This is a genomic window from Nocardia sp. NPDC057227 (genome assembly GCF_042669725.1).
Classification (GTDB): domain Bacteria; phylum Actinomycetota; class Actinomycetes; order Mycobacteriales; family Mycobacteriaceae; genus Nocardia; species Nocardia asteroides_A.
On sequence record NZ_JBHUXA010000016.1, the window covers coordinates 109,179 to 128,857 of the forward strand.

General features: G+C 70.8%; 16 protein-coding genes and 3 pseudogenes. 12 read left to right on the forward strand and 7 right to left on the reverse strand.

Features of this window, described 5'->3' with window-relative positions; all coding sequences use genetic code 11:
* Positions 1-104 precede the first annotated feature (104 nt).
* Positions 105-1,178 carry a dihydrodipicolinate reductase gene (locus ACFUJ1_RS22165; protein ID WP_378648470.1) on the forward strand — a complete coding sequence of 358 codons (1,074 nt, stop codon included), beginning with the start codon at positions 105-107 and terminating at the stop codon, positions 1,176-1,178.
* On the opposite strand, the gene ACFUJ1_RS22170 is transcribed toward ACFUJ1_RS22165, so the two are convergent.
* A complete protein-coding gene (locus ACFUJ1_RS22170; protein WP_378648354.1) occupies positions 1,159-2,844 on the reverse strand; it encodes an FAD-dependent oxidoreductase in 1,686 nt (561 codons plus the stop codon). The two genes, ACFUJ1_RS22165 and ACFUJ1_RS22170, sit on opposite strands and share 20 nt — an antisense overlap.
* Before the next feature lie 98 nt (positions 2,845-2,942).
* Between ACFUJ1_RS22170 and ACFUJ1_RS22175 the strand changes: the two genes are divergently transcribed.
* Together ACFUJ1_RS22175 and ACFUJ1_RS22180 are read left to right on the forward strand one after the other, a co-directional pair.
* Complete coding sequence (locus tag ACFUJ1_RS22175) at positions 2,943-4,070, forward strand: NDMA-dependent alcohol dehydrogenase (RefSeq protein WP_378648356.1); 1,128 nt, start codon at positions 2,943-2,945, stop codon at positions 4,068-4,070.
* 39 nt (positions 4,071-4,109) lie between these two features.
* Positions 4,110-5,456: a flavin-containing monooxygenase gene (locus ACFUJ1_RS22180; RefSeq protein WP_378648358.1), complete on the forward strand. Its 1,347-nt coding sequence runs from the start codon at positions 4,110-4,112 to the stop codon at positions 5,454-5,456.
* A 117-nt stretch (positions 5,457-5,573) separates the two neighbouring features.
* Here the strand turns inward: ACFUJ1_RS22180 and ACFUJ1_RS22185 are convergent, their stop codons facing one another.
* Genes ACFUJ1_RS22185 through ACFUJ1_RS22195 form a run of 3 tightly spaced genes read right to left on the reverse strand, consistent with a single transcriptional unit; the run spans position 5,574 to position 8,526 of the window.
* A complete protein-coding gene (locus ACFUJ1_RS22185) occupies positions 5,574-6,875 on the reverse strand; it encodes an amidohydrolase family protein (protein WP_378648360.1) in 1,302 nt (433 codons plus the stop codon).
* An 11-nt stretch (positions 6,876-6,886) separates the two neighbouring features.
* A complete protein-coding gene (locus ACFUJ1_RS22190) occupies positions 6,887-8,116 on the reverse strand; it encodes an amidohydrolase family protein (protein WP_378648362.1) in 1,230 nt (409 codons plus the stop codon).
* A 17-nt stretch (positions 8,117-8,133) separates the two neighbouring features.
* Positions 8,134-8,526, reverse strand: a complete 393-nt coding sequence (locus ACFUJ1_RS22195; protein WP_378648364.1) for a pyridoxamine 5'-phosphate oxidase family protein — start codon at positions 8,524-8,526, stop codon at positions 8,134-8,136.
* Between the two features lie 82 nt (positions 8,527-8,608).
* Between ACFUJ1_RS22195 and ACFUJ1_RS22200 the strand changes: the two genes are divergently transcribed.
* Genes ACFUJ1_RS22200 through ACFUJ1_RS22220 form a run of 5 tightly spaced genes read left to right on the forward strand, consistent with a single transcriptional unit; the run spans position 8,609 to position 13,144 of the window.
* Entirely contained in the window at positions 8,609-9,907 is a 1,299-nt protein-coding gene (locus ACFUJ1_RS22200) for an MFS transporter (protein WP_378648366.1), read from the forward strand.
* A gap of 18 nt (positions 9,908-9,925) precedes the next feature.
* Positions 9,926-10,342 (forward strand): Zn-ribbon domain-containing OB-fold protein, encoded by a 417-nt coding sequence (locus ACFUJ1_RS22205; protein ID WP_378648368.1) that lies wholly within the window; start codon positions 9,926-9,928, stop codon positions 10,340-10,342.
* Positions 10,343-10,356: 14 nt separating this feature from the next.
* Positions 10,357-11,505, forward strand: coding sequence for a thiolase family protein (locus ACFUJ1_RS22210; protein ID WP_378648370.1), 1,149 nt, complete (start codon positions 10,357-10,359; stop codon positions 11,503-11,505).
* The gene (locus ACFUJ1_RS22215; RefSeq protein WP_378648372.1) at positions 11,505-12,350 is read left to right on the forward strand and encodes an SDR family oxidoreductase; all 846 of its coding nucleotides are present in this window, start codon (positions 11,505-11,507) and stop codon (positions 12,348-12,350) included. Before ACFUJ1_RS22210 ends, ACFUJ1_RS22215 begins: the two co-directional genes overlap by 1 nt.
* Positions 12,351-12,352: 2 nt before the next feature.
* Positions 12,353-13,144: an enoyl-CoA hydratase/isomerase family protein gene (locus tag ACFUJ1_RS22220; protein WP_378648472.1), complete on the forward strand. Its 792-nt coding sequence runs from the start codon at positions 12,353-12,355 to the stop codon at positions 13,142-13,144.
* 294 nt (positions 13,145-13,438) lie between these two features.
* On the opposite strand, the pseudogene ACFUJ1_RS22225 reads toward ACFUJ1_RS22220, so the two are convergent.
* The 3 genes and pseudogenes from ACFUJ1_RS22225 to ACFUJ1_RS22235 all read right to left on the reverse strand — a co-directional run.
* Positions 13,439-14,346: pseudogene (locus ACFUJ1_RS22225) on the reverse strand (TIGR03857 family LLM class F420-dependent oxidoreductase); the annotation flags it as partial.
* A gap of 17 nt (positions 14,347-14,363) precedes the next feature.
* The gene (locus tag ACFUJ1_RS22230) at positions 14,364-15,161 is read right to left on the reverse strand and encodes an SDR family NAD(P)-dependent oxidoreductase (protein ID WP_378648374.1); all 798 of its coding nucleotides are present in this window, start codon (positions 15,159-15,161) and stop codon (positions 14,364-14,366) included.
* Between the two features lie 15 nt (positions 15,162-15,176).
* Positions 15,177-16,259 (reverse strand): phosphotransferase family protein, encoded by a 1,083-nt coding sequence (locus tag ACFUJ1_RS22235; protein ID WP_378648376.1) that lies wholly within the window; start codon positions 16,257-16,259, stop codon positions 15,177-15,179.
* Positions 16,260-16,372: 113 nt separating this feature from the next.
* Between ACFUJ1_RS22235 and ACFUJ1_RS22240 the strand changes: the two are divergent.
* The 4 genes and pseudogenes from ACFUJ1_RS22240 to ACFUJ1_RS22255 all read left to right on the forward strand — a co-directional run bounded on the left by ACFUJ1_RS22240 (position 16,373) and on the right by ACFUJ1_RS22255 (position 19,670).
* A pseudogene (locus ACFUJ1_RS22240) lies at positions 16,373-16,844 on the forward strand (ABC transporter permease).
* A gap of 196 nt (positions 16,845-17,040) precedes the next feature.
* Positions 17,041-18,183: pseudogene (locus tag ACFUJ1_RS22245) on the forward strand (MlaD family protein); the annotation flags it as partial.
* Positions 18,184-18,271: 88 nt separating this feature from the next.
* Positions 18,272-18,499 carry a hypothetical protein gene (locus ACFUJ1_RS22250; protein WP_378648378.1) on the forward strand — a complete coding sequence of 76 codons (228 nt, stop codon included), beginning with the start codon at positions 18,272-18,274 and terminating at the stop codon, positions 18,497-18,499.
* A gap of 112 nt (positions 18,500-18,611) precedes the next feature.
* Positions 18,612-19,670, forward strand: coding sequence for a porin PorA family protein (locus tag ACFUJ1_RS22255; RefSeq protein WP_378648380.1), 1,059 nt, complete (start codon positions 18,612-18,614; stop codon positions 19,668-19,670).
* Positions 19,671-19,679 lie beyond the last annotated feature (9 nt).

Genomic DNA, 19,679 nt, shown 5'->3' on the forward strand with positions numbered 1-19,679 from the left:
CCGAACACAGCGGCACCGAGCGCTTTCCGCTCCGGCGGGGACCGCACCGCCCGCACCGCGGGCGAGACAGTTTCACCGATTCCAGCAACGAGGCAGGCGAGACCATGCGCAGAGTAGTTCAGTTCTCCACCGGAAACGTCGGGCGGCATTCGCTGCGGGCGATCATCGGCCGCCCCGACCTGGAGCTGGCCGGGGTGCACGCCGCGAGCCCGGCCAAGATCGGGTGCGACGCCGCCGAGCTGTGCGGGTGGGACGAGCCCACCGGGGTGCTCGCCACCGACGACGTCGAGGCGCTGCTCGCACTGAAACCGGACTGCGTCGTGTACACCGCGCTCGCCGAGACCAGGCCGGTGGAGGCGATCGAGCAGCTGTCGGCGATCCTCGCGGCCGGGATCAACGTGGTGGGGTCGTCGCTGGTGTGGATGGTCGCGCCGCGGCACGCCGAGGACTGGGTGCGCGAGCCGCTGGAAAAGGCGTGCGTGGCAGGCGGCTCCTCGCTCTACATCAACGGCGTCGACCCCGGCTACTCCGGTGACACGCTGGTGCACACCGCGCTGGGGCTGGTGACCAGGGCGGAGTCGGTCACCGTGCAGGAGATCTTCGACTACGGCAACTACGACGACGCCGAATTCACCGGCGCCGCGATGGGATTCGGTGTGACCGAGGATGCCGAGCTGCCGCCGCTGTACCTGCCCGGGGTGGTGCAGTCCATGTGGGGCGGGCAGGTGCGCAGCCTGGCCGCGGCGCTCGGGATCACCCTGGACGAGGTCGGGCAGCGCACCGAGCGGTGGTTCACCTCGGAGCGCATCGAGTGCACCATGATGACGGTGCAGCCCGGAGAGATGGCGGCGGTTCGGTTCGCCACCGAGGGGATGCTGAACGGCAAGCCGGTCATCACCATGGAGCATGTCAACCGGCTCACCCCGGCCGCCGCGCCGGACTGGGACTACCCGCCGGACGGGCACACCGGCGTGCACCGGGTGGTGGTGGAGGGTGATCCGCGGATCGAGATCAATACCCACGTCTCCCATCCGGTCCTCGACGCGACCGACGCGGGGTGCATCTCGACCGCGGCCCGGGTGGTCAATGCGATCGACTGGGTCTGCGCCGCCCCCGCCGGGCTGGTGTCGGTGGAGGACATCCCGCAGCCCGCGGTGCTCAGGGGGCTGCTGTGGTGATCGCCGGAGTCCGGGGGTGAACTCGGTCGCGGGCCGCGTCCAGCAGGGCCTTCCTGGTGGTGAGCTTGACGCGCGGGCGGCCGGTGGCGCTGCCCGCGGTCCGCTCGGCGGTGTCGATGGCCTGCCAGCCGGCGCGGTCGACGAAGCCGGGGCGGCGGGATTCCACCAGTTCGCGCAGTTCGGGCCGCCCGCGCGCGGGGGCGGCGAGTCTGCCCGCGGTGAAGTCGGCGACGAGCTGGTCGACCGTTTCCTCGGAGTCGACCCGGTTGGAGCCGATCACCCCGCGGGCGCCGCGCTTGATCCAGCCGCTGACATAGACCCCCGGTAGGGGCTCGCCGTCCGCGAGTACCCGGCCCCGCTCGTTGGGGACCACGCCGTCGCGGTCGTCGAAGGGCAGCGCGGGCACCGGCCTGCCCCGGTAGCCGATGGAGCGCAGCACCAACCCGGTTTCCAGGGTTTCGGTACGGTCGGTGGCCCCGGCGACGAGCTGCCCGTTCTCCTCGACGAGTTCGTTGTGCGCGAACTCGATCCCGCTGACGTGGTCGGTGCCGAGCACCGCGGTGGGGGAGGTGAGGAAGCGGAACACGATCCGCTTGTGCGCGGGGTCGCGCCGGGCCCGCGCGTACTCCTCGGCGAGCGTGTACTTCAGGCGTAGCGCGGGATCGATCGCCTCGGCATCCAGGTGCAGGTCATCTTCGGCGACCACCACGTCGATATTCGGCAGATGGGCGAGCGCCAGGAACTCCGGGGTGGTGTAGGCGGCCTGCAGCGGGCCGCGGCGGCCCAGGATCACGACCTCGCAAATATTGCTGGCGCGCAACGCTTCCAGCGCGTGGTCGGCGACATCGGTCCTGGCCAGCTCGTCCGGGTTCAGGGTGAGGATGCGGGCGATGTCGAGCGCCACATTGCCGTTGCCGACGACGACCGCGCGTTCGCCGGAGAGGTCGTAGCCGCGGTCGGCGTAGTCGGGGTGGCCGTTGTACCAGGCCACGAACTCCGTCGCGGAGACGCTGCCCGCCAGGTCCTCGCCGGGGATGCCGAGCCTGCGGTCGGTGGCCGCGCCGACGGCGTAGATCACGGCGTGGTGGTGCGCCAGCAGTTCCTCGTGCGTGATGTGCGTGCCGATCTCGACATCGAGGTAGTACTGCAGGGTGTCGCGGCGGAACGCCGACTCGAACATGGCCGACACCGTCTTGGTGCCCGCGTGATCCGGAGCCACCCCCGCGCGCACCAGCCCCCACGGTGTAGGCAGCCGATCGAACAGCTCGACCTGGGCATCGGCCCGCTGCAGGATGGCGTCCGCGGCGTAGCAGGCGGCCGGTCCCGCGCCGACGATCGCGACCCGCAGCGTCCCCAGCCCCCTCGGCACGCGGGCGGGCGCGGGGGCGGGCGTGAGTTCGGCCTCCAGCGGATGGCGCTCGAAGTACTCGGCGTTGATGTCCCGGTAGCGCTCCAGCGACGCGGTCAGCTCCTCGACGGCGAAGACCGCGTCCACCGGGCAGGCATCCGCGCACGCGCCACAGTCGATGCAGGTGTCGGGGTCGATGTGCAGCATCTCGGCGGTGGCGAACTCCGGCTGCCCCGGGGTGGGGCGGATGCAGTCGACCGGGCACTCGGCGACGCAGCTCGCGTCGTTGCAGCACCGCTGGGTGATGACATAGGCCATGCGCACGATCCTCGGGTCGGTTCCGACAAATACTGTAACCTTAACAGTAAGGCTTTCTGCTAGGATCGTGCTCCGGTGCTCGTTCGAGGAGGCGGTCGATGAAGACCAAGGGTGCGCTGATCTGGGATTTTCATCAACCGTGGTCGATCGAGGAGATCGAGATCGGGGAGCCGCGCCGGGGCGAGGTGAAGATCCGGATGGCGGCCGCCGGGCTCTGCCACTCCGATCACCACCTGGTGACCGGCGACATCCCGATGGCGTCCTTTCCGATCCTGGGCGGGCACGAGGGCGCCGGTGTCGTCGTCGAGGTCGGCGCGGGGGTGGACGACATCGCGGTCGGCGATCATGTGGCGCTGTCGTTCATCCCGGCCTGCGGCCGATGTCCGTCCTGCCGGGCGGGCCGGACGAATCTGTGCGACCTCGGGGCCGGGTTGCTGGCCGGGGCCTCGGTCTCCGACGGATCCTTCCGGGTGCGGGCGCGCGGACAGGACGTGTATCCGATGTCGCTGCTCGGCACCTTCTCGCCGTACCTGGTGGTGCACCGCAGTTCCGTGGTGAAGATCGATCCGGAGATTCCGTTCGAGGTCGCCTGCCTGCTGAGCTGCGGGGTGACAACGGGATTCGGCGCGGTGGCGCGGTCGGCGGAGGTGCGGCCGGGTGAGGATGTCGCGGTGATCGGGATCGGTGGTCTCGGGGCATCGGCGGTCCAGGCGGCGGCGCTGGCCGGGGCCAGGTACGTCTTCGCGATCGATCCGGTGCCCTGGAAGCGCGAGCAGGCCCTGCACTTCGGCGCGACCCACGCCTACCCCGACGTCACCGCCGCGCTGGCCGCCGTTCCCGAGCTGACGGCGGGCGGGATGGCGGCGAAGGTGATCGTCACCGTCGGCCGCATGGATGGCCGGGACCTGGACATGTACCTGGCGCTCACCGCGAAGGCGGGCACCTGCGTGGTCGTGGCCATGGGCGGCGTCCTCGAATCCGAGACCACCCTGAATCTCTCGATGCTGACCCTGTTCCAGAAGAACGTCCAGGGCACGATCTTCGGCGCGGGCAATCCGCAGCACGATATTCCCCGGCTGCTGGCGCTCTACCGGGCGGGGAGGCTCAACCTCGACGACATGGTGACCCGCACCTACCGGCTGGAAGACGTCAACGACGGCTACCGCGACATGTTGGAAGGCCGCAATATTCGAGGGGTGATCACGTTCACCGACGCCGATCGGTGAAGCGCGACCTACCGAAAGGTCGACAGAAAGCTCGACAACATGGGACTGTTCCGGCCGTCGTCGACGGCGATCATCGGCGCGGGCATCGCCGGGCTGACCGCGGGAAAGATGCTGACCGACTACGGCGTCCCGTACACCTGCTTCGAGGCCTCCGACCGTATCGGGGGCAACTGGGCGTTCGGGAACCCGAACGGGAGTTCCAGCGCCTATCGGTCGCTGCACATCGACACCTCGAAGTATCAGTTGTCCTTTCGCGACTTCCCGATGCCGGAGTCGTACCCGGACTTCCCGCACCACACCCTGATCAAGCGGTACCTCGACGACTACGCCGAATCGTTCGACCTGCTCGACCGCATCGCCTTCGACACCGCGGTGGTCCGCGCCGAGCACCGCGAGGATGGCGGCTGGACGCTGCACCTCGGCGACGGCACCCGGCACGAGGCCGAATTCCTGGTGGTCGCCAACGGCCACCACTGGGATCCGCGCTTCCCGGACTTTCCCGGGCACTTCGACGGCGAGGTGATCCACTCGCACGCCTACATCGACCCCGCCCACCCGCTTGAGCTGCGCGACAAACGGATCCTGGTGGTCGGCCTCGGCAACAGCGCCGCCGACATCACCGTGGAGCTGTCGTCCCGCTTCCTCGGCAACACGGTTCACCTCTCCACCCGCTCCGGGTCGTGGATCGTGCCGAAGTACCTGGCGGGGCGGCCGGTGGACAAGTACGGCGCGGCGCTGCCCTTCGTCCCGCGCCCGGTCTACCGTGCCGCGGTGAACGCCTTCGCGGAGTTCATCTCGGGCAACCCCGAGCGCTGGGGGCTGCCGCGCCCGCAGCACCGGTTCCTGGACGCGCACGGCACCCAATCGGTGGAGCTGCCGCTGCGGCTCGGCTCCGGCGACGTGCTGCCGAAGCCGAACATCAGCAGGCTGGACGGCACGCGGGTCTGCTTCGAGGACGGCAGCAGCGCCGAGATCGACGTCATCGTCTACGCCACCGGGTACAACATCACCTTCCCGTTCTTCGACCCGGAGTTCCTCGGCGCGCCGGGCAACCGCATCCGGCTCTACAAGCGAATCCTGCGGCCCGGCACCCCGGACCTGGCCTTCGCCGGGCTCGCGCAGTCGGTGCCGACGCTGTTCCCCTTCGTGGAGTGCCAGGCCCGGCTGATCGCCGCCTACGCGGCCGGCGAGTACCTGCCGCCGGAGGTAGCCGAGATGGAGCGGATCATCACCGAGGACGAGCAGCGCTACCTCGGGCACGTGCTCGACCGGCCGCGCCACACCCAGCAGGTCGAGTTCTTCCCCTATGAGCGGCAGCTGCGCCGCGCGGAGCTGCCGGAGGGCAGGCGCCGCGCGCAGGCGGCCGCGCGGGAGCCGATGGGCTGATGGCGACCACGACCTCCGAGCCGGCCGGGGTGCTCGGCACCCGCCGCCCCACCGGGGGTGGCAGGCACGGCGCGAGCCCGGACACCGAGGGGTGTCCGGGCTCGCGCGGTTCGGGTGCTACTTGACCGTGTTCTGCGCGGTGGCGGCGGCGATCTGCGCCTGGAAGGCCGCCAGCTTCTCCGTGGAGGAGGTCTGCTGGTGGCTGCGCGCCTTGATGCTGACGTCGTGGCCCGCCGAAGCGGCGCGTAGCGCGCCGACCGTTGCCTTCTCCCGCGGGACGTGCTTGAACGGGTCGAAGGAGTACCACTTCATGGCGTTCAGGTGCGTCATCTTGTCGGTCTCCTCGTCCGTGACGCCCTCCGCCGCGAAGACGCCGCTGAGCTCCTCCGGCGCGCCCGGCCACATGGAGTCGCTGTGCGGGTAGTCCATCTCCCACGCGATGTTGTCGATCCCGATCTCGTGCCGCAGCCTGACCCCGATCGGGTCGCTGATGAAGCAGGTCAGGAAGTGGTCGCGGAACACCTCGCTGGGCAGCTTGCCGCCGAAGTTCTGCTCGGTCCAGGTGGAGTGCATGTCGTAGGTGCGGTCGATGCGCTCGAGGAAGTAGGGGATCCAGCCGGTGCCGCCCTCGGAGAGCCCGATCTTGAGGTCCTTGTAGTCCTTGATCGGGCGCGACCACAGCAGATCCGCCGCCGCGGAGACGATATTGAGCGGCTGCAGGGTGATCATGACGTCCGGCGGGGAGTCCGAGGCCGGGATGGAGAGCCTGCCCGAGGAGCCGATGTGGACGTTGAGCACCGTGTTGGTGTCGACGAGTGCCTCCCACAGCGGCTTCCAGTGCTCGTGGTGGAAGCTCGGGTAGCCCAGCGCCGCCGGGTTCTCGGTGAAGGTGAGCGAGTGCACACCCTTCTTCGCGACCCGGCGCACCTCGGCGGCGCAGAGCTCGGCGTCCCAGATCACCGGCAGCGCCATCGGGATGAAGCGGCCGGGGTAGGCGCCGCACCACTCGTCGATATGCCAGTCGTTGTAGGCCCGCACCAGCGCCAGTGAGAAGTCCGAGTCCTCGGTGGCGAAGAGCCGCGCGGCGAAGCCGGGGAAGGAGGGGAAGTTCATCTGCGCCAGCACGCCGCCGGCGTTCATGTCCTTGACCCGCTCGTCGACGTTGTAGCAGCCGGGGCGGATCTCGTCCAGCCCCTCGGGCTCGAGGCCGTACTCCTCCTTGGGACGGCCGGCCACAGCGTTGAGCGCGACGTTCGGGATGACGCGGTCGCGGAACTTCCACATGTCCGCGCCGTTGTCCATGTGCACCAGCCGCGGCGCGTCGTCGGCGTACTTCGCGGGCAGGTGGTTCGCGAACATATCGGGCGGTTCGATGATGTGATCGTCGACGCTGATCAGGATCATGTCGTTCTTGTCCACGGTTTGCTCCTTCACACGGTGGCCGCGGCGGGCGCTGCCTGCGCTGCCGGGTCGGGATTCTCGATCGGCAGACCCATGAACCTGCGGGCGTTGTCGCCCATGAAGTCCCAGGTCCGCCTGGTGTCCATGCCCTCGGCGTACTTCCAGTAGCCCTTGGGCTCGGGCAGCCCCTCCGGATGCGGGTAGTCCGAGCCGAACATCACCCGGTCCCAGCCGACGGTCTCGACCACATCGGCCACCGAGCCCTCCCAGAACGGGCTCACCCAGATATTGCGCCGGAACACCTCCAGCGGGTCCTCCGGGAAGTTCTGCGGCATCTTCTTGGTGAGATCGCGAAGGTCGTGGAAGAGCGGGTGGATCCACGAGCTGCCGTTCTCCACGCTGGCGATGCGCAGCTTCGGGAACCGGGTCAGGGTGCCGTGGCAGATCAGGCTGCCGATCATGTCGGAGATCTCGCGGTGCCCGAGCGCGAGCCAGCGGAACGAGCTCATCGCCATGAAGTTCTTGGTGGCGGGCGGCTCCCACTTGTTCACGTACTCGTCGAGCGGGGGCTGGCTGGCGTGCAGCACGATCGGCAGGTTCGCGCTCTCCACGTCGCGCCAGAACGGGTCGAACTCGGGCAGTGCGGGCGAGCGCCAGCCATTGATGCCCTTGACCGGCGCGGGTTTGATCAGCGCGACCTTCGCGCCGTTGGCGAGGATGTACTCGAGTTCGCGGCGCGCCCCGTCCACCTCGGCGCAGTTGATGATCGGCGTGCTGAAGACGCGGTCCTGGTAGGCGTAGGTCCAGTGCTCGAGCATCCAGCGATTGAGCGCGTGGATGATCGCCAGGTTGAGCTGCGGGTCATCGGCCGCGGAGTGCTCGACCAGGCTGGCCAGGGTCGGGTAGTTCAACGTCTCGCGGACGCCCTGCCGGTCCAGTTCGGCGATCCGGTCCTCGGGGTTGCGGGTGGCGGCCGGCGCATCGATGGCGGCGCCCTGCATCTCCCGCAGGGTGAGGCCCTCGGTGTTCTCGCCGGCGAAGAACTTCTCGTGCGCGCCCGGCGCGGCCACCCGGTCGAAGGTCGGGTTCGGGATGAAGTCGGTGATCCGGCCGTTGATCGCGAGCCGGGTGTGCCGCCCGATCTGCACGTACTGGACGGCCTGACGGTACTGCTCAGGCAGGAACTGGGTGAGCGCGTCCGCCGTCTCGTACATGTGCGCGTCGGCGTCGAAGATCGGGATCTCCGCGGGGTGTGGCATGTCGTGTTCCTCCTGAGCTATTTCGCGACGAACCTGGTCGTGTCGAGGATCAGCACCACCCGATCGTCGACATCCGGGGGCGGGCCGCCGTCGGTGTCGCCGTAGCGCTCACCCAGCTCCGCGTAGAACTTGCCGTCCTGATCGCCCTCGACGGTGACCAGCCAGCCGCGGGTCTCCAATATCCGCGCGGGTGCCTCCGGATCGGTGATCAGGAACGAGTAGTTCGGATTCGCCTGCAGGCTGGTGAATTTCCGGCGCGGAATGGTGTGGCTCATCCGCAGATGGGCACCGTCCCAGGTGAATCGCATGGGCGACTGGTCCGGCGTGCCGTCCGGCGCGACGGTGGCGAGCACACCGACGATCGGGCGGTGCAGAAGATCCTCCAGATCGGAGGGGATTCGCGAGTTCATGGCTCCACCTCGTAGCAATTACCGTTGACCTTACCGTAAGGTACCATCCGACTGGAAGACGGCGGGTGCGAGGAGGTCGGGAATGCCGGAGGTTCGCCGGGAGCCGATCCCGCCGCACGCCCGAAGGGCGGCGCTCGCCGGGTTCGTCGGAACCTTCATCGAGTACTACGACTTCGCGCTCTACGGGGTGCTGGCCGTGTACTTCGCGCCGCTGTTCTTCCCCGCCGCGAGCGATGCGGCATCGCTGCTGGTGGGGCTGGCGGTATTCGGCGCCGGGTTCGTCGCCCGGCCGATCGGCGGCATCGTGTTCGGCCGGATGGGCGATCGGCGCGGCAGGCGCACCGCGCTGCTGGCGACCGTCGTGCTGATGGGCGTCTGCTCGACGCTGATCGGCCTGCTGCCGACCTACGGCACCATCGGCCTGCTCGCCCCGATCGCACTCGTGCTGCTCCGGATCGGCCAGGGGCTCTCGGCCGGTGCCGAGATGCTCGGGTCGGTGACCTTCGCGCTGGAATCGGCGCCCGCCTCGCGGCGCACCTTCCTGGCCTCGCTCACGCCCTACGGCGCCGGGCTCGGCGGATCCAGCGGCGCCGTGCTGGCGGCGGTGCTCAGTACCTTCGCCTCCGCCGATTTCATGGCCGATCACGGCTGGCGCATCCCGTTCCTGGTCGCGGCCCCGCTCACGCTGGTGGCGCTGATCATCCGGCGGCGCGTCGAGGACTCCCCGGAGTTCATCCGGCTGGTGCGCGCCGGCGAGATCGCGAGATCCCCGCTGCGCACCGTGCTCGCCGGGTACCGGCGGCCGCTGCTGCTCGCCGGGGCGATCGCGATCGGGGTGAACGGCGCGGCCGGGGTGGCCCAGTGGTTCGCGGTGTACCTGGCAGGCAACCGCGACCTGCCGACCGGCCCGGTGCTCGCCGCCTACTCGACCGCGATGGTGCTCGGCGCGCTGTGGACCCCGCTGTGGGGCAGGCTCGCCGACCGGGTCGGGCAGCGGGAATTGCTGACCGCGATCCTGGCCGGCTTCGTCCTGGTCGCCGGGCCGGTCTTCTGGCTGCTGTCGACGACGGAGAACCCGGTGCTGCTCGCGCTGGGCATGACCGTCTACCTGACGCTGACCAACGCCGTCATGGCCCCGGGGTTCGGGCTGATCGCCGAGCTCTTCCCCGCGCCGGTGCGCTACACCGGCGCCAACCTCGGCCAGAACATCGGCACCGTGCTCGGCGGCGGCACCGCGCCGCTGGTGTGCGGCGCGCTGCTGCTCGCCACCGGCTCCGCGGCGGGGCCGGTGCTGTGGATCGTCGCCGTGAGCGCGATCGCGCTCACGGCGCTCGCGGTGCTGCGGGCGGCGACCGCCCGCGACTCACGGACAGCCCGATAACCCGAATGGAGACACACGATGCCGAGAATGATCGCACCGGAGATCTCGACCTGGCCGGAGGAGGAGTTCGCGCTGGTCGGCGGTGCCTGCGCCGACTGCTCGGCCACCGTCTTCCCGCTGCAGGAGCTCTGCCCGCGCTGTAGCAGGCCCGCGGTCGAGCGGATCACGCTGCCGCGCAGCGGAACCCTGGTGGCCTGGACCACCCAGGGCTTCCTGCCCGGCGCGCCCTACCTCGGCGACGAGACGCCGCAGACCTTCGTGCCGTTCGGGGTCGGGCTGGTGCAGCTCGGGGACGTGATCCGGGTCGAGGGCAGGCTCACCGAGAACGACCCGGAGAAGCTGACCTTCGGCATGGAGGTCGCGCTGACCGCCGTCCCGCTCGGCACCGACCACGAGGGCGAGCAGGTGCTCACCTTCGCCTTCCAGCCGCTCTGACAGAGGAGAACCCCATGACCAACGATGTGGCGATCATCGGCATCGGCATGCACCCGTTCGGCCGGTTCGAGGGCAAGACGGCCATGCAGATGGGCACCGACGCGATCCGCGCGGCCCTGGCCGACGCCGGGCTGGAGTGGCGCGACATCCAGTTCGCCGTCGGCGGCAGCTGGGAGGTGGCGAACCCGGACGCGATCGTGAGCCTGATGGGGCTCACCGGCATTCCGTTCACCAACGTCTTCAACGCCTGTGCCACCTCCGCGAGCGCGACCGAGGCCGTCGCCGACGCCATCCGGCTCGGCAAGTACGACATCGGGATCGCGATCGGGATGGACAAGCACCCGCGCGGCGCCTTCACCGTCGACCCGACCCTGGTCGGGATGCCGAAGTGGTACGGCGAGAACGGCCAGTACCTGACCACGCAGTTCTTCGGCATGAAGGCCAACAGGTACCTGCACGAGCACGGGATCTCGCAGCGCACCCTGGCGAAGGTGGCCGCGAAGAACTACCGCAACGGCGCGCTGAACCCGAATGCCTTCCGCCGCAAGCCGGTCGCCGAGGACGACATCCTGGCCGCGCCGATGCTGAACTACCCGCTGACGCACTACATGTTCTGCGCGCCGGACGAGGGCGCCGCCGCGGTGATCATGTGCCGGGCCGACCTCGCGCACCGCTTCACCGCCAAGCCGGTCTACGTCCGCGCGGTCGAGATCCGGACCAGGAAGTACGGCGCCTACGAGGTGAACACCACCTACGCGCCGGTGGACGAGGACGTCGCGCCCTCGGTGTACGCGGCCCGCGCGGCCTTCGAAGCCGCGGGGATCGCGCCGTCCGATATCGACGTCGCGCAGTTGCAGGACACCGACGCTGGTGCCGAGGTGATCCACATGGCCGAGACCGGGCTGTGCGCGCACGGTGACCAGGAGAAGCTGATCGCCGAGGGCGCCACCGAGATCACCGGCTCGCTGCCGGTGAACACCGACGGCGGGCTCATCGCCAACGGCGAGCCGATCGGCGCCTCCGGCATGCGGCAGCTGCACGAGCTGGTGCTGCAGCTGCGCGGGACGGCGGGGGAGCGGCAGGTGGCGGGTGAGCCGAAGGCCGGCCTCGCGCTGCTCTACGGCGCGCCCGGCACCGCGGGCGCCACGATCGTCACCACCTGATGGGGAGCGAGAGCCGGTCGCTGGCCGGCCGGACGCTGATCATGTCCGGTGGCAGCCGCGGGATCGGGCTGGCGATCGCGCTGCGGGCCGCCGCCGACGGCGCGAACATCACCCTGATCGCGAAGACCGGCGAGCCGCATCCGAAGCTGCCCGGCACCATCCACACCGCCGCGGCGGAGCTGGAGCGGGCGGGCGGGCAGGTGCTGCCGGTGGTCGGCGACATCCGCGACGACGACACCGTCGCGGCGGCGGTCGAGGCGACGGTCGAGCGGTTCGGCGGGATCGACCTGGTGGTGAACAACGCCTCCGCCATCGATCTCGCAGGCACCGAGGACGTGCCGATGAAGCGCTACGACCTCATGCAGGACATCAACTGCCGCGGCACCTTCCTGCTGTCCAAGCTCGCGATCCCGGCGCTGCGGAAGTCCGCTGCCGCCGGGCGCGACCCGCAGGTGCTCACGCTGTCCCCGCCGCTGAACCTCGACCCGCGCTGGGCGGGCTCGTGCCTCGCCTACACCATCGCCAAATACGGGATGTCGCTGACGACGCTCGGCCTGGCGGAGGAGTTGCGCGGCGACGGGATCGGCATCAACTCGCTGTGGCCGCGCACCACGATCGGCACCGCCGCCATCCGCAACCGGCCCGGTGGCGAGGAACGGTTCGCCGCCTCGCGCACCCCCGAGATCTGCGCCGACGCCGCCTATCTCGTGCTCACCGCCCCGGCAACGACCACCGGCAATTTCTTCCTCGACGAGGAGGTGCTGCGCGCGCACGGTGTCACCGACTTGGATCGCTACCGGGTCACCCCGGGTGACGGCCCGCTTACCGAGGACATGTTCCTGTGAGCGTGCTGCTGCGCTCCGACCGGGACGGGGTGCGCACGCTCACCCTGAACCGGCCGGAGCGGCGCAATGCCCTGAACCCGGAGCTGTGGGCGGCGCTGGCCGACGCGCTTCGGGAGGTCGCGCGTGATCGGACGGTGCGCGCGCTGGTGCTGACCGGGTCCGGCGGCGCCTTCTGCGCGGGTGCCGACGTGGTGAACAGCGACCCGTACGCGGCGCCGTTCGAGAAGTTGCGGGCGATCACCGACGTGGCGCAGCAGCTGCACGACCTGCCGATCCCGACCGTTGCGAAGGTGCGCGGCGCCGCCGTCGGCGCGGGCTGGAATCTCGCGCTCGGCTGCGACTTCGTCATCGCCACCCCGGAGGCGCGGTTCTCGCAGATCTTCGCCCAGCGCGGGCTCTCCCTCGACTGCGGTGGCTCCTGGCTGCTGCCGAAGCTCGTCGGGCTGCAACAGGCCAAGCGGCTGGCGTTGCTGGCCGAGACCATCGACGCCGCTGCGGCGCACGCCCTCGGGCTGGTCACCTGGCTCACGCCGGAGGACGAGATCGACGCCTTCACCGACGCCACCGCCGCACGGCTGGCCGCCGGGCCGCCGGTGGCACTCGCGCAGATCAAGGGGCTGCTCAACGAGGGGGCTGATCGGAGCATGCGGGAGGCGCTGGCCGGGGAGGCGCGCGCCCAGTCCGTCGCCTTCGCCACCGCCGACGTGCCGGAGGCGTACGCGGCGTTCCGGGAGAAGCGTGAGCCGGTGTTCACCGGGGAGTGGAACGTGCGCAGGCCCGAGTCCGGGGGGTGAGCGGCGGCCGGCCCGGCTCCGGTGCATCGGGATCCGGTTCCGTGGCCGGACCCGCCGGTCCGGACTCTCGGCCCGGGCCACGGGCCACGGGCCACGGTCCGCGGCCTATCGAGCCGGAAGGTCGGTCCTTTCGGCAGCGGTCTCGGCGCCGGTGACGGTGGCGGAGTCACCCGCCCGGTAGGCCGCGACGATCGGGGCGAGCTCGTCGGCGGTCGCGCCGTGCAGGATGACCCGATCCGCGCCGTGCTCGAATTCGGCGCGGACTCGGGCCGCACACTCCTCGGGGGTGCCGGTGGCGGCGCTCTCGGTCCAGGACGCCGGAAGCAGCTCCTCGATGTGCCGCAGCTGCTCGTCGGTGGCGACCCGGTCGATGGCGCCGGGGATGGACTGCACCACCGGATCGGCGCGGAATCGCTGGAGCACGGCCGGATCCCAGTCGTTGGTGCGCACCATGAGGTCGCCGTAGCCCTGCAGGTAGGTGGCGAGCCGCCCGACCAGCCGTGCGCGCCGCACCTCCTCGGGGAGGTGGTCGCCGATGGTCGCCAGGCACGACCACACCCGGACCGCGCCGGGGTCGCGGCCGGCGTCGGCGGCCGCGCGCTTCACGGTGTCCGAACACCTGCGTAGCGTCTCGGGCCCGAAGTAGGTGTGCAGCAGAATTCATCGAAGGCCCGCCCGCCCAGCGCGAGGCTATTCGGACCGAAGGCGACCAGCCCGAGCGGAATCTCCTCCCGGAAGTCGCCGTCCAGGTAGAGCGTCCGGTACTGCCCGAGCGGACCGTCGTAGTCGCTGATCACGCCGCCGCTCCAGAGCGTGCGCATGACCCGCGCGAACTCCTCCATCTGCGCCGTCGTCACCGACGGAATGCCGAACAGGTCGTACAGCCCCGGCACGCCGCGGCCGATCCCGAGGGTGAACCGCCCGCCGGAGAGCCGGTGCAGGGTGGTCGCCCAGGAGGCGGTGATCAGCGGGTGGCGGGTGTTGTGGTTGGTCGCGGCGGTGGCGACGCGCAGCCGGGTGGTGGCCGCGCAGGCGGCGGTGCTGAGCGTGGCCGCCTCCTTGATGTTCCAGCGCTCGGAGACGAAGGCGGTGCCGAAGCCGAGCTCCTCGCCGCGCCTGGCTTCGTCGAGGATGCCCGCGGGCCCGGCGCCACCCGCGCCGGGCAGCAGGTAGTAGCCGAGTTCGTCGAGGATGCGGGTCATGGTGTGCTCCGGGGAGGTCAGGTGAAATCGGAGCCGCCGTCGACATTCACGTCGGCGCCGGTGGTGTAGGAATTGCGCCGGGACGCGAGGAAGGTGGCCACCGGGGCGATCTCCTCGGGGCGTCCGGCGCGCGGCATGTGCGCGGGGTGGCCGAAGTGCTCGCCGATCGCCCGCATGAGCTCGTACGGGTCATCGGTGTGCACGCCCGCCGAGCGCGCCCAATCGAGCAGCGCGGGCGTCACGAAGGTGCCCGGCGAGACCACGTTGACCAGGATCTCCTCCGGCGCCAGCAGCAGCGACAGATTCTTGGAGATGCTGGTGACCATGGCCTTGGCGGCGGTGTAGGCCACCAGGTTCACGCTCTGGCGCTGGGTGGAGTGCGCGGAGAAGTTGACGATGCGCGCCCACTCGGCACGGCGCAGCAGCGGCAGCGCGGCCTGGACGCAGTGCACCATGGGCATGGCGCCGTAGTCGACCGCCTCGCGCCAGCTCGCCGGGGTCAGCGTGTCGAAGCTGCCCTGCACATTCGGGCCCGCGGTGTTGATCAGGGCATTGAGCGCGCCGTCCCAGCGCTCGCCCAGCTCGTCGAAGACGCGGCGCACGGCGGCGGGATCGCCGGCGTCGGCGGCGATTCCGACCGCGTCCGGGCTGCCGCGCTCGGCCAGGTCGCGCGCGGCGGCGGCCACGTCCGCGGCGGTGCGGCCGACGACCGCGACCCGGGCGCCCTCCTCGGCCAGGCACTGCGCGGTGGCCAGCCCCATGCCGCGGCTGCCGCCCACCACGACCGCGGTCGCATCCTTCAGTCCGAGATCCACAGGTGCGGTTCCTTTCTACGTGGTCGCGTCCGCGGCGCGGACGAGGTCGAGGGTGCCGAGTTCGCGGATCGCCCGGCAACTGCGGCGCAGCATCACCCGGAAAAGGTCGTCGCCGCGGTCGGTGGTGGCGGCGAAGGCGGCACCGAGCGCGATGATCAGCGGCCCCTGCAGCATGCCGAGGCGGTAGTCGGCCAGGCAGGTCTCCAGGTCGTAGCCGCGCACGCCGTGCCGGAGCAGCTCGGCGTGGTAGGCCGCGACCAGGCGCTGCTCGGCGTCGGCGCGCAGCTCGGGGTCCAGGCAGGTGCCGATGAAGTAGGCGAGGTCGCGGGCGGGCAGCCCGACGCCGAGGGTCTGCCAGTCGACGACGAAGAGCCGGTCGACGTCGAAGAGCAGGTTGTCCAGGCGGAAGTCGCCGTGCATGAGTGCGTAGCGGCCGGTGTCGGTGCGCAGCCACGGCCCCATGAGTTCGAGCGCGAGCCGCAGCGTCTCCCGATCGGTGTCGTCGAGGAAGGGGCCGAAGCGCTCGAGAATCGCGGGCGCGATCATCTCGACGACCTGGCCGAGCCCGCCCGCCGCGTCCGTGTCGCGCGGCTTGGGCATGGAGCCGACGGGCAGTTCGAGCCAGGACGCATCGCACCAGGTGGGCCCGTGCAGCCCGGCCAGCGCGGTCACCGCGCGCCGTGCGATCTCCTCGTCGCAGCCGGCGACCTGGTCACCCTGCTGTGCGGGGTCGAGATCGTCGAGCAGCAGCACGTACTCGGAGCCGTCGGCGTTGACCGCGCTGTGGTGACATCGCGGCACCGGCACCCTGGTCCGGTGCGCCACCCCGGCGTAGAACTCCACTTCGGCGAGGTAGCCGAGGGTGACCCCGGCGCGCACGGTGTCGTCCTGCGCGGGCAGCTTCGCCACCAGGGTGCGCGGGTGCGCGCCCGCGGCCGGGTAGTCGACGGCCAGCCGGTAGGTGGCGCCGGTCTGGCCGGTGCCGATGGGGGTGACGACCACGCGGTCGACGGCGACCGGGGTGGCGCCGCCGCCGAGCGCCGCGCCGAGCCAGCTCGGCGTCAGGTCATCGGGGCCGTGCGGGATGGCTGGGGTCACGATCGTCCTCCAAGACTGCACTGTAATGGCAACGGTACAACTTACCGTTCCTTCGTGGTTTGCGGGCTCGGTTCGATTAGGGCGGTCTATAGTTAGCTCAACGGTAAGTAGGACTGTGTGCTCTCCGCGGAGATGAGCTGCACCACGGCGCCTTCATGGCCTCGACCGCGCTGCTGCCGACGATCTTCGTCGCGCTGCCCATCGGGGTGACGCTCTCCATCCAGTTCGGGCTGCTGGCCGGGCAGGTCGGCGCCACCTCGCTGCCGGTGCGGCCAGCGGGCTCGCCGTCATCCGGCAGGGCGCCCCGATGGTGGTGGCGCCGACCTGCCCGGCGATCTGCGCCGACCTGGGCTCGCGCAAGATCCGCGAGGAGCTCGTCGCCAGGTGCTGACCCTGGTCAACGCCGTTGTCTACGGCGCCATCGTCGCGGTGGCCTGCGAAAAGGGGCTCACCACGCGGGGCGGCCCGGCCGGGGTCGCCAATGCGGTGAACTCCATAGTGGTGCCCTCGATCCTGCTGCTGATGGCGGTGAACGTGCTCTTCACCCAGCTCTACATGGCCTTCTCCCCGCGGCAGGGGCTGTGATGGCGGCACCTTACCGGCCGTGCGGGTGGTCGCGGGGACTCCGGTGATGTTCCGGCACTACCGCGGGAAGTTCATGAAGATCTGAAGTTGCAGGAGCGGCTGAACGGGGCGGGGCGATGAGCCGGGCGGCCGCCGATCTCCCGGCCCGCGCACTGCTCGCCATGGTGCCGACCCGGCCGCCGAGACCCTCACCGTCCGGGTGCGGCTCGCCGAATCCGGCGGGCTGCTGCCCGGCCGGGAGGTGACGCTGCGCGGCTTCCCGATCGGGAAGGTCGAGGCGCTCCACCCCGAGCGCGGCGGGGTCGTCGCCGAGGCCGAGATCGATGCCGCGCAGCCGATTCCAGACGACGGCGCCGTCCAGGTCGCCGACCTCTCCACCGCGGGCGAGCAGTACCTGGACTTCCGGCCCACCCGCTCGTCCGGGCCCTACCTGCGTGACGGCGCGGTGATCGGCCCCGAGCGAACCTCGGCCCCGGTGCCGCTGCGGCGGCTGCTCGGCACCCTCGATTCCACGCTGGCGCAAGTGGATCTGCGCTGCTTGGAGGCCGTGGTCGCCGAACTGGGCGCGGGCCCGGAGGCGCCGGGCAAGCTGGGTGACATCGTGCGGGGCGGGATCTGCCTGGTGTCGACGCTCGATTCGGTGCTGCCGCAGACAGTCGCGCTCATCCGCGATACCGCCGTGGTCTCGTCCACGGTGGCGGGCGGCACCGACGAGCTGCGCGCGCTCGCCGCCGACACCGCGCAGACCATGCGCGGTGCCGAGGCCGAGACCGGCGGCTACCTCCGGCTGCTCGACACCGCGCCGGGCACGCCGGCCGCGGTGGACGTGGTGCTGGCCGACAACGGGCCCTCGATCGTCGGGCTGCTCACCGGGCTCGCCACGCTGGCGGAGGTGACCAACTCCCGGGTGCCCGCGCTGCAGGAGTTCTTCTTCCCGGCCCAGCGCGCCGGTTCCGCGCTCGACGCGCTCTCGGTGGTGATGCGCGACGGCGGGATCTGGGGGCTGGTGAACCTCTACCCCCGCTACTCCTGCGACTACGGCGTCGCCCGGCACGCGCCCTCGGTGCCCGACTACGCCGAGCCCTACCTCTACACCGGCTGCCCGGCGCACGACCCCTCGATCCTGGTGCGCGGCGTGGACAATGCCCCGCGCCCGCCCGGCGAGCCGATCCCGGCCTCGCCCCGCCCGGCGCCGACCCGAACGCCACCACCGGCGCCGTCCCGACCGGCCCCTCGACCATCTCGCTGCCGATCGACGACACCCGCGACACCGTCCAGCCGCCTCGCTGAACACCGAGAATCGAGGAGTATCGATGTCGAAGAACACCAGTGCCGCTGAACCTGCCGAGACCGGCGTGACGCCCTGAGGCCGTTACGCCGGAGTTCGTGATGCCGGGTAAGGCGAAGCTGATGCTGATCGTGCTGGTGTGACGGTACGCCGCTTGGCCCTGCCGATCGTCGCGGCGATGGCCGTCGCCGCGCTGGTGGCGGTCGCGATTCTGGCCTGGCAGCTGAAGCGGCAGCGCCAGCTCCGCCGCCTGCTGGTCGACAACAGGGCGACAGGGCAGGGCACCGTGCTCGACGCCGCGGTGAAACCGGCGACCGAGACCGAGGTCGAGGGCCGCTGGCTCGCGAGCCGCGTCTACCTGCCCTGATCCGGGAATCGAAAATACCGGCGGCGGAAAGTACTTCGTTTCCGGCCGGGAGCGCGTCAGTTGTGACTACGGTCGTAGCGCTCGTCTTTGTCGATATAGGGAGTGTCGTTCTGTGACACGCAAGATTCTCGTTTCCGCTCTCGCCGTTCTCGGTGTCCTACTCGTGGCCGCGGCCGTGCTCGCGCCCGGGCAGCTCCGGGACTCTGCCGTCCAGGTGCCCGGCGATTTCACGCAGGAGACCGTGCTGGCGGGAACCGCCAGCCTGCTCGACCGGTCGAGTGTGATGGTGCCGGGGCCGCTGCGGGTGGAGCAGGGAACCGAGATCCGGATCGACACCACCACCGAGGCCGAATCCCGCACCGAAGCCGATGATCTGGTGGTTCGCACCGAGGCCACGGGCGTCACCGGCGCGGGCACCGAGTTCCACAGCGCCATCGATGTCGTGACCGTCGACCCCGGCACCCGGATCGCCGTTGCCGCACCCGAATCCACCATGCGGGCGCCCGCGGCCGCCGCGGCCAAGCCGACGCCCGCGCGCACCGGGACCTACTGGACCTTCCCGGCCGACACCGCGCGCGCCGACCTCCCGTACTTCGACTCCGCCACCCTGACCCCGGTGACCGCCAGGTATCTCGATGCCGACCGGGAGATCGAGGGGCAGCGGGTGCTGCACTTCCGCTTCGAGGTGCGCGACTACGACATGGCCGGCTCGCCCGCGAACAGCCAGCCCGCCCGGCTTCCGCTGCCCGCCGCCAAGTGGGGGCTGCCCGGCGACGACGTGCTCACCATGAACCTGTACTACACGCTGGTGCAGGACATGTGGGTGGAGCCGGAGACCGGGAGCGTCCTGGACACCGTCGTCCAGCCGACCTCCTACTTCGCCGCCGCGCCCGGTGACCCGAACCAGATCGTGGTGTACGCGGGCGAGCTGCGGTTCACCCCGGAGACGGTGACCGCGCTGGCGCGCTCCGCGCAGGACGGGCGGGACTCGCTGCGGCTGGTCTTCGTCTACGTGCCGATCGGCATCGCGGTCGTCGGCGGGCTGCTCGTGCTCATCGCCGCCTACCTCGCCGTGCGCGGCCGTCGCCCGGGCTCCGGCGGCGGAACCACTGCAGCGGCACCGACCGCCGCGGCGGAGGACCAGCCGGCCCCCGTCACCGCGAGCAGCTGAGCGGCGGAT

Bases quoted from the DNA above. Each gene is read 5' to 3' on its own strand.
- ACFUJ1_RS22165 (WP_378648470.1), top strand. From the start codon at position 105: ATGCGCAGAGTAGTTCAGTTCTCCACCGGAAACGTCGGGCGGCATTCG.
- ACFUJ1_RS22170 (WP_378648354.1), bottom strand. From the start codon at position 2,844: ATGGCCTATGTCATCACCCAGCGGTGCTGCAACGACGCGAGCTGCGTC.
- ACFUJ1_RS22175 (WP_378648356.1), top strand. From the start codon at position 2,943: ATGAAGACCAAGGGTGCGCTGATCTGGGATTTTCATCAACCGTGGTCG.
- ACFUJ1_RS22180 (WP_378648358.1), top strand. From the start codon at position 4,110: ATGGGACTGTTCCGGCCGTCGTCGACGGCGATCATCGGCGCGGGCATC.
- ACFUJ1_RS22190 (WP_378648362.1), bottom strand. From the start codon at position 8,116: ATGCCACACCCCGCGGAGATCCCGATCTTCGACGCCGACGCGCACATG.
- ACFUJ1_RS22195 (WP_378648364.1), bottom strand. From the start codon at position 8,526: ATGAACTCGCGAATCCCCTCCGATCTGGAGGATCTTCTGCACCGCCCG.
- ACFUJ1_RS22200 (WP_378648366.1), top strand. From the start codon at position 8,609: ATGCCGGAGGTTCGCCGGGAGCCGATCCCGCCGCACGCCCGAAGGGCG.
- ACFUJ1_RS22205 (WP_378648368.1), top strand. From the start codon at position 9,926: ATGCCGAGAATGATCGCACCGGAGATCTCGACCTGGCCGGAGGAGGAG.
- ACFUJ1_RS22210 (WP_378648370.1), top strand. From the start codon at position 10,357: ATGACCAACGATGTGGCGATCATCGGCATCGGCATGCACCCGTTCGGC.
- ACFUJ1_RS22215 (WP_378648372.1), top strand. From the start codon at position 11,505: ATGGGGAGCGAGAGCCGGTCGCTGGCCGGCCGGACGCTGATCATGTCC.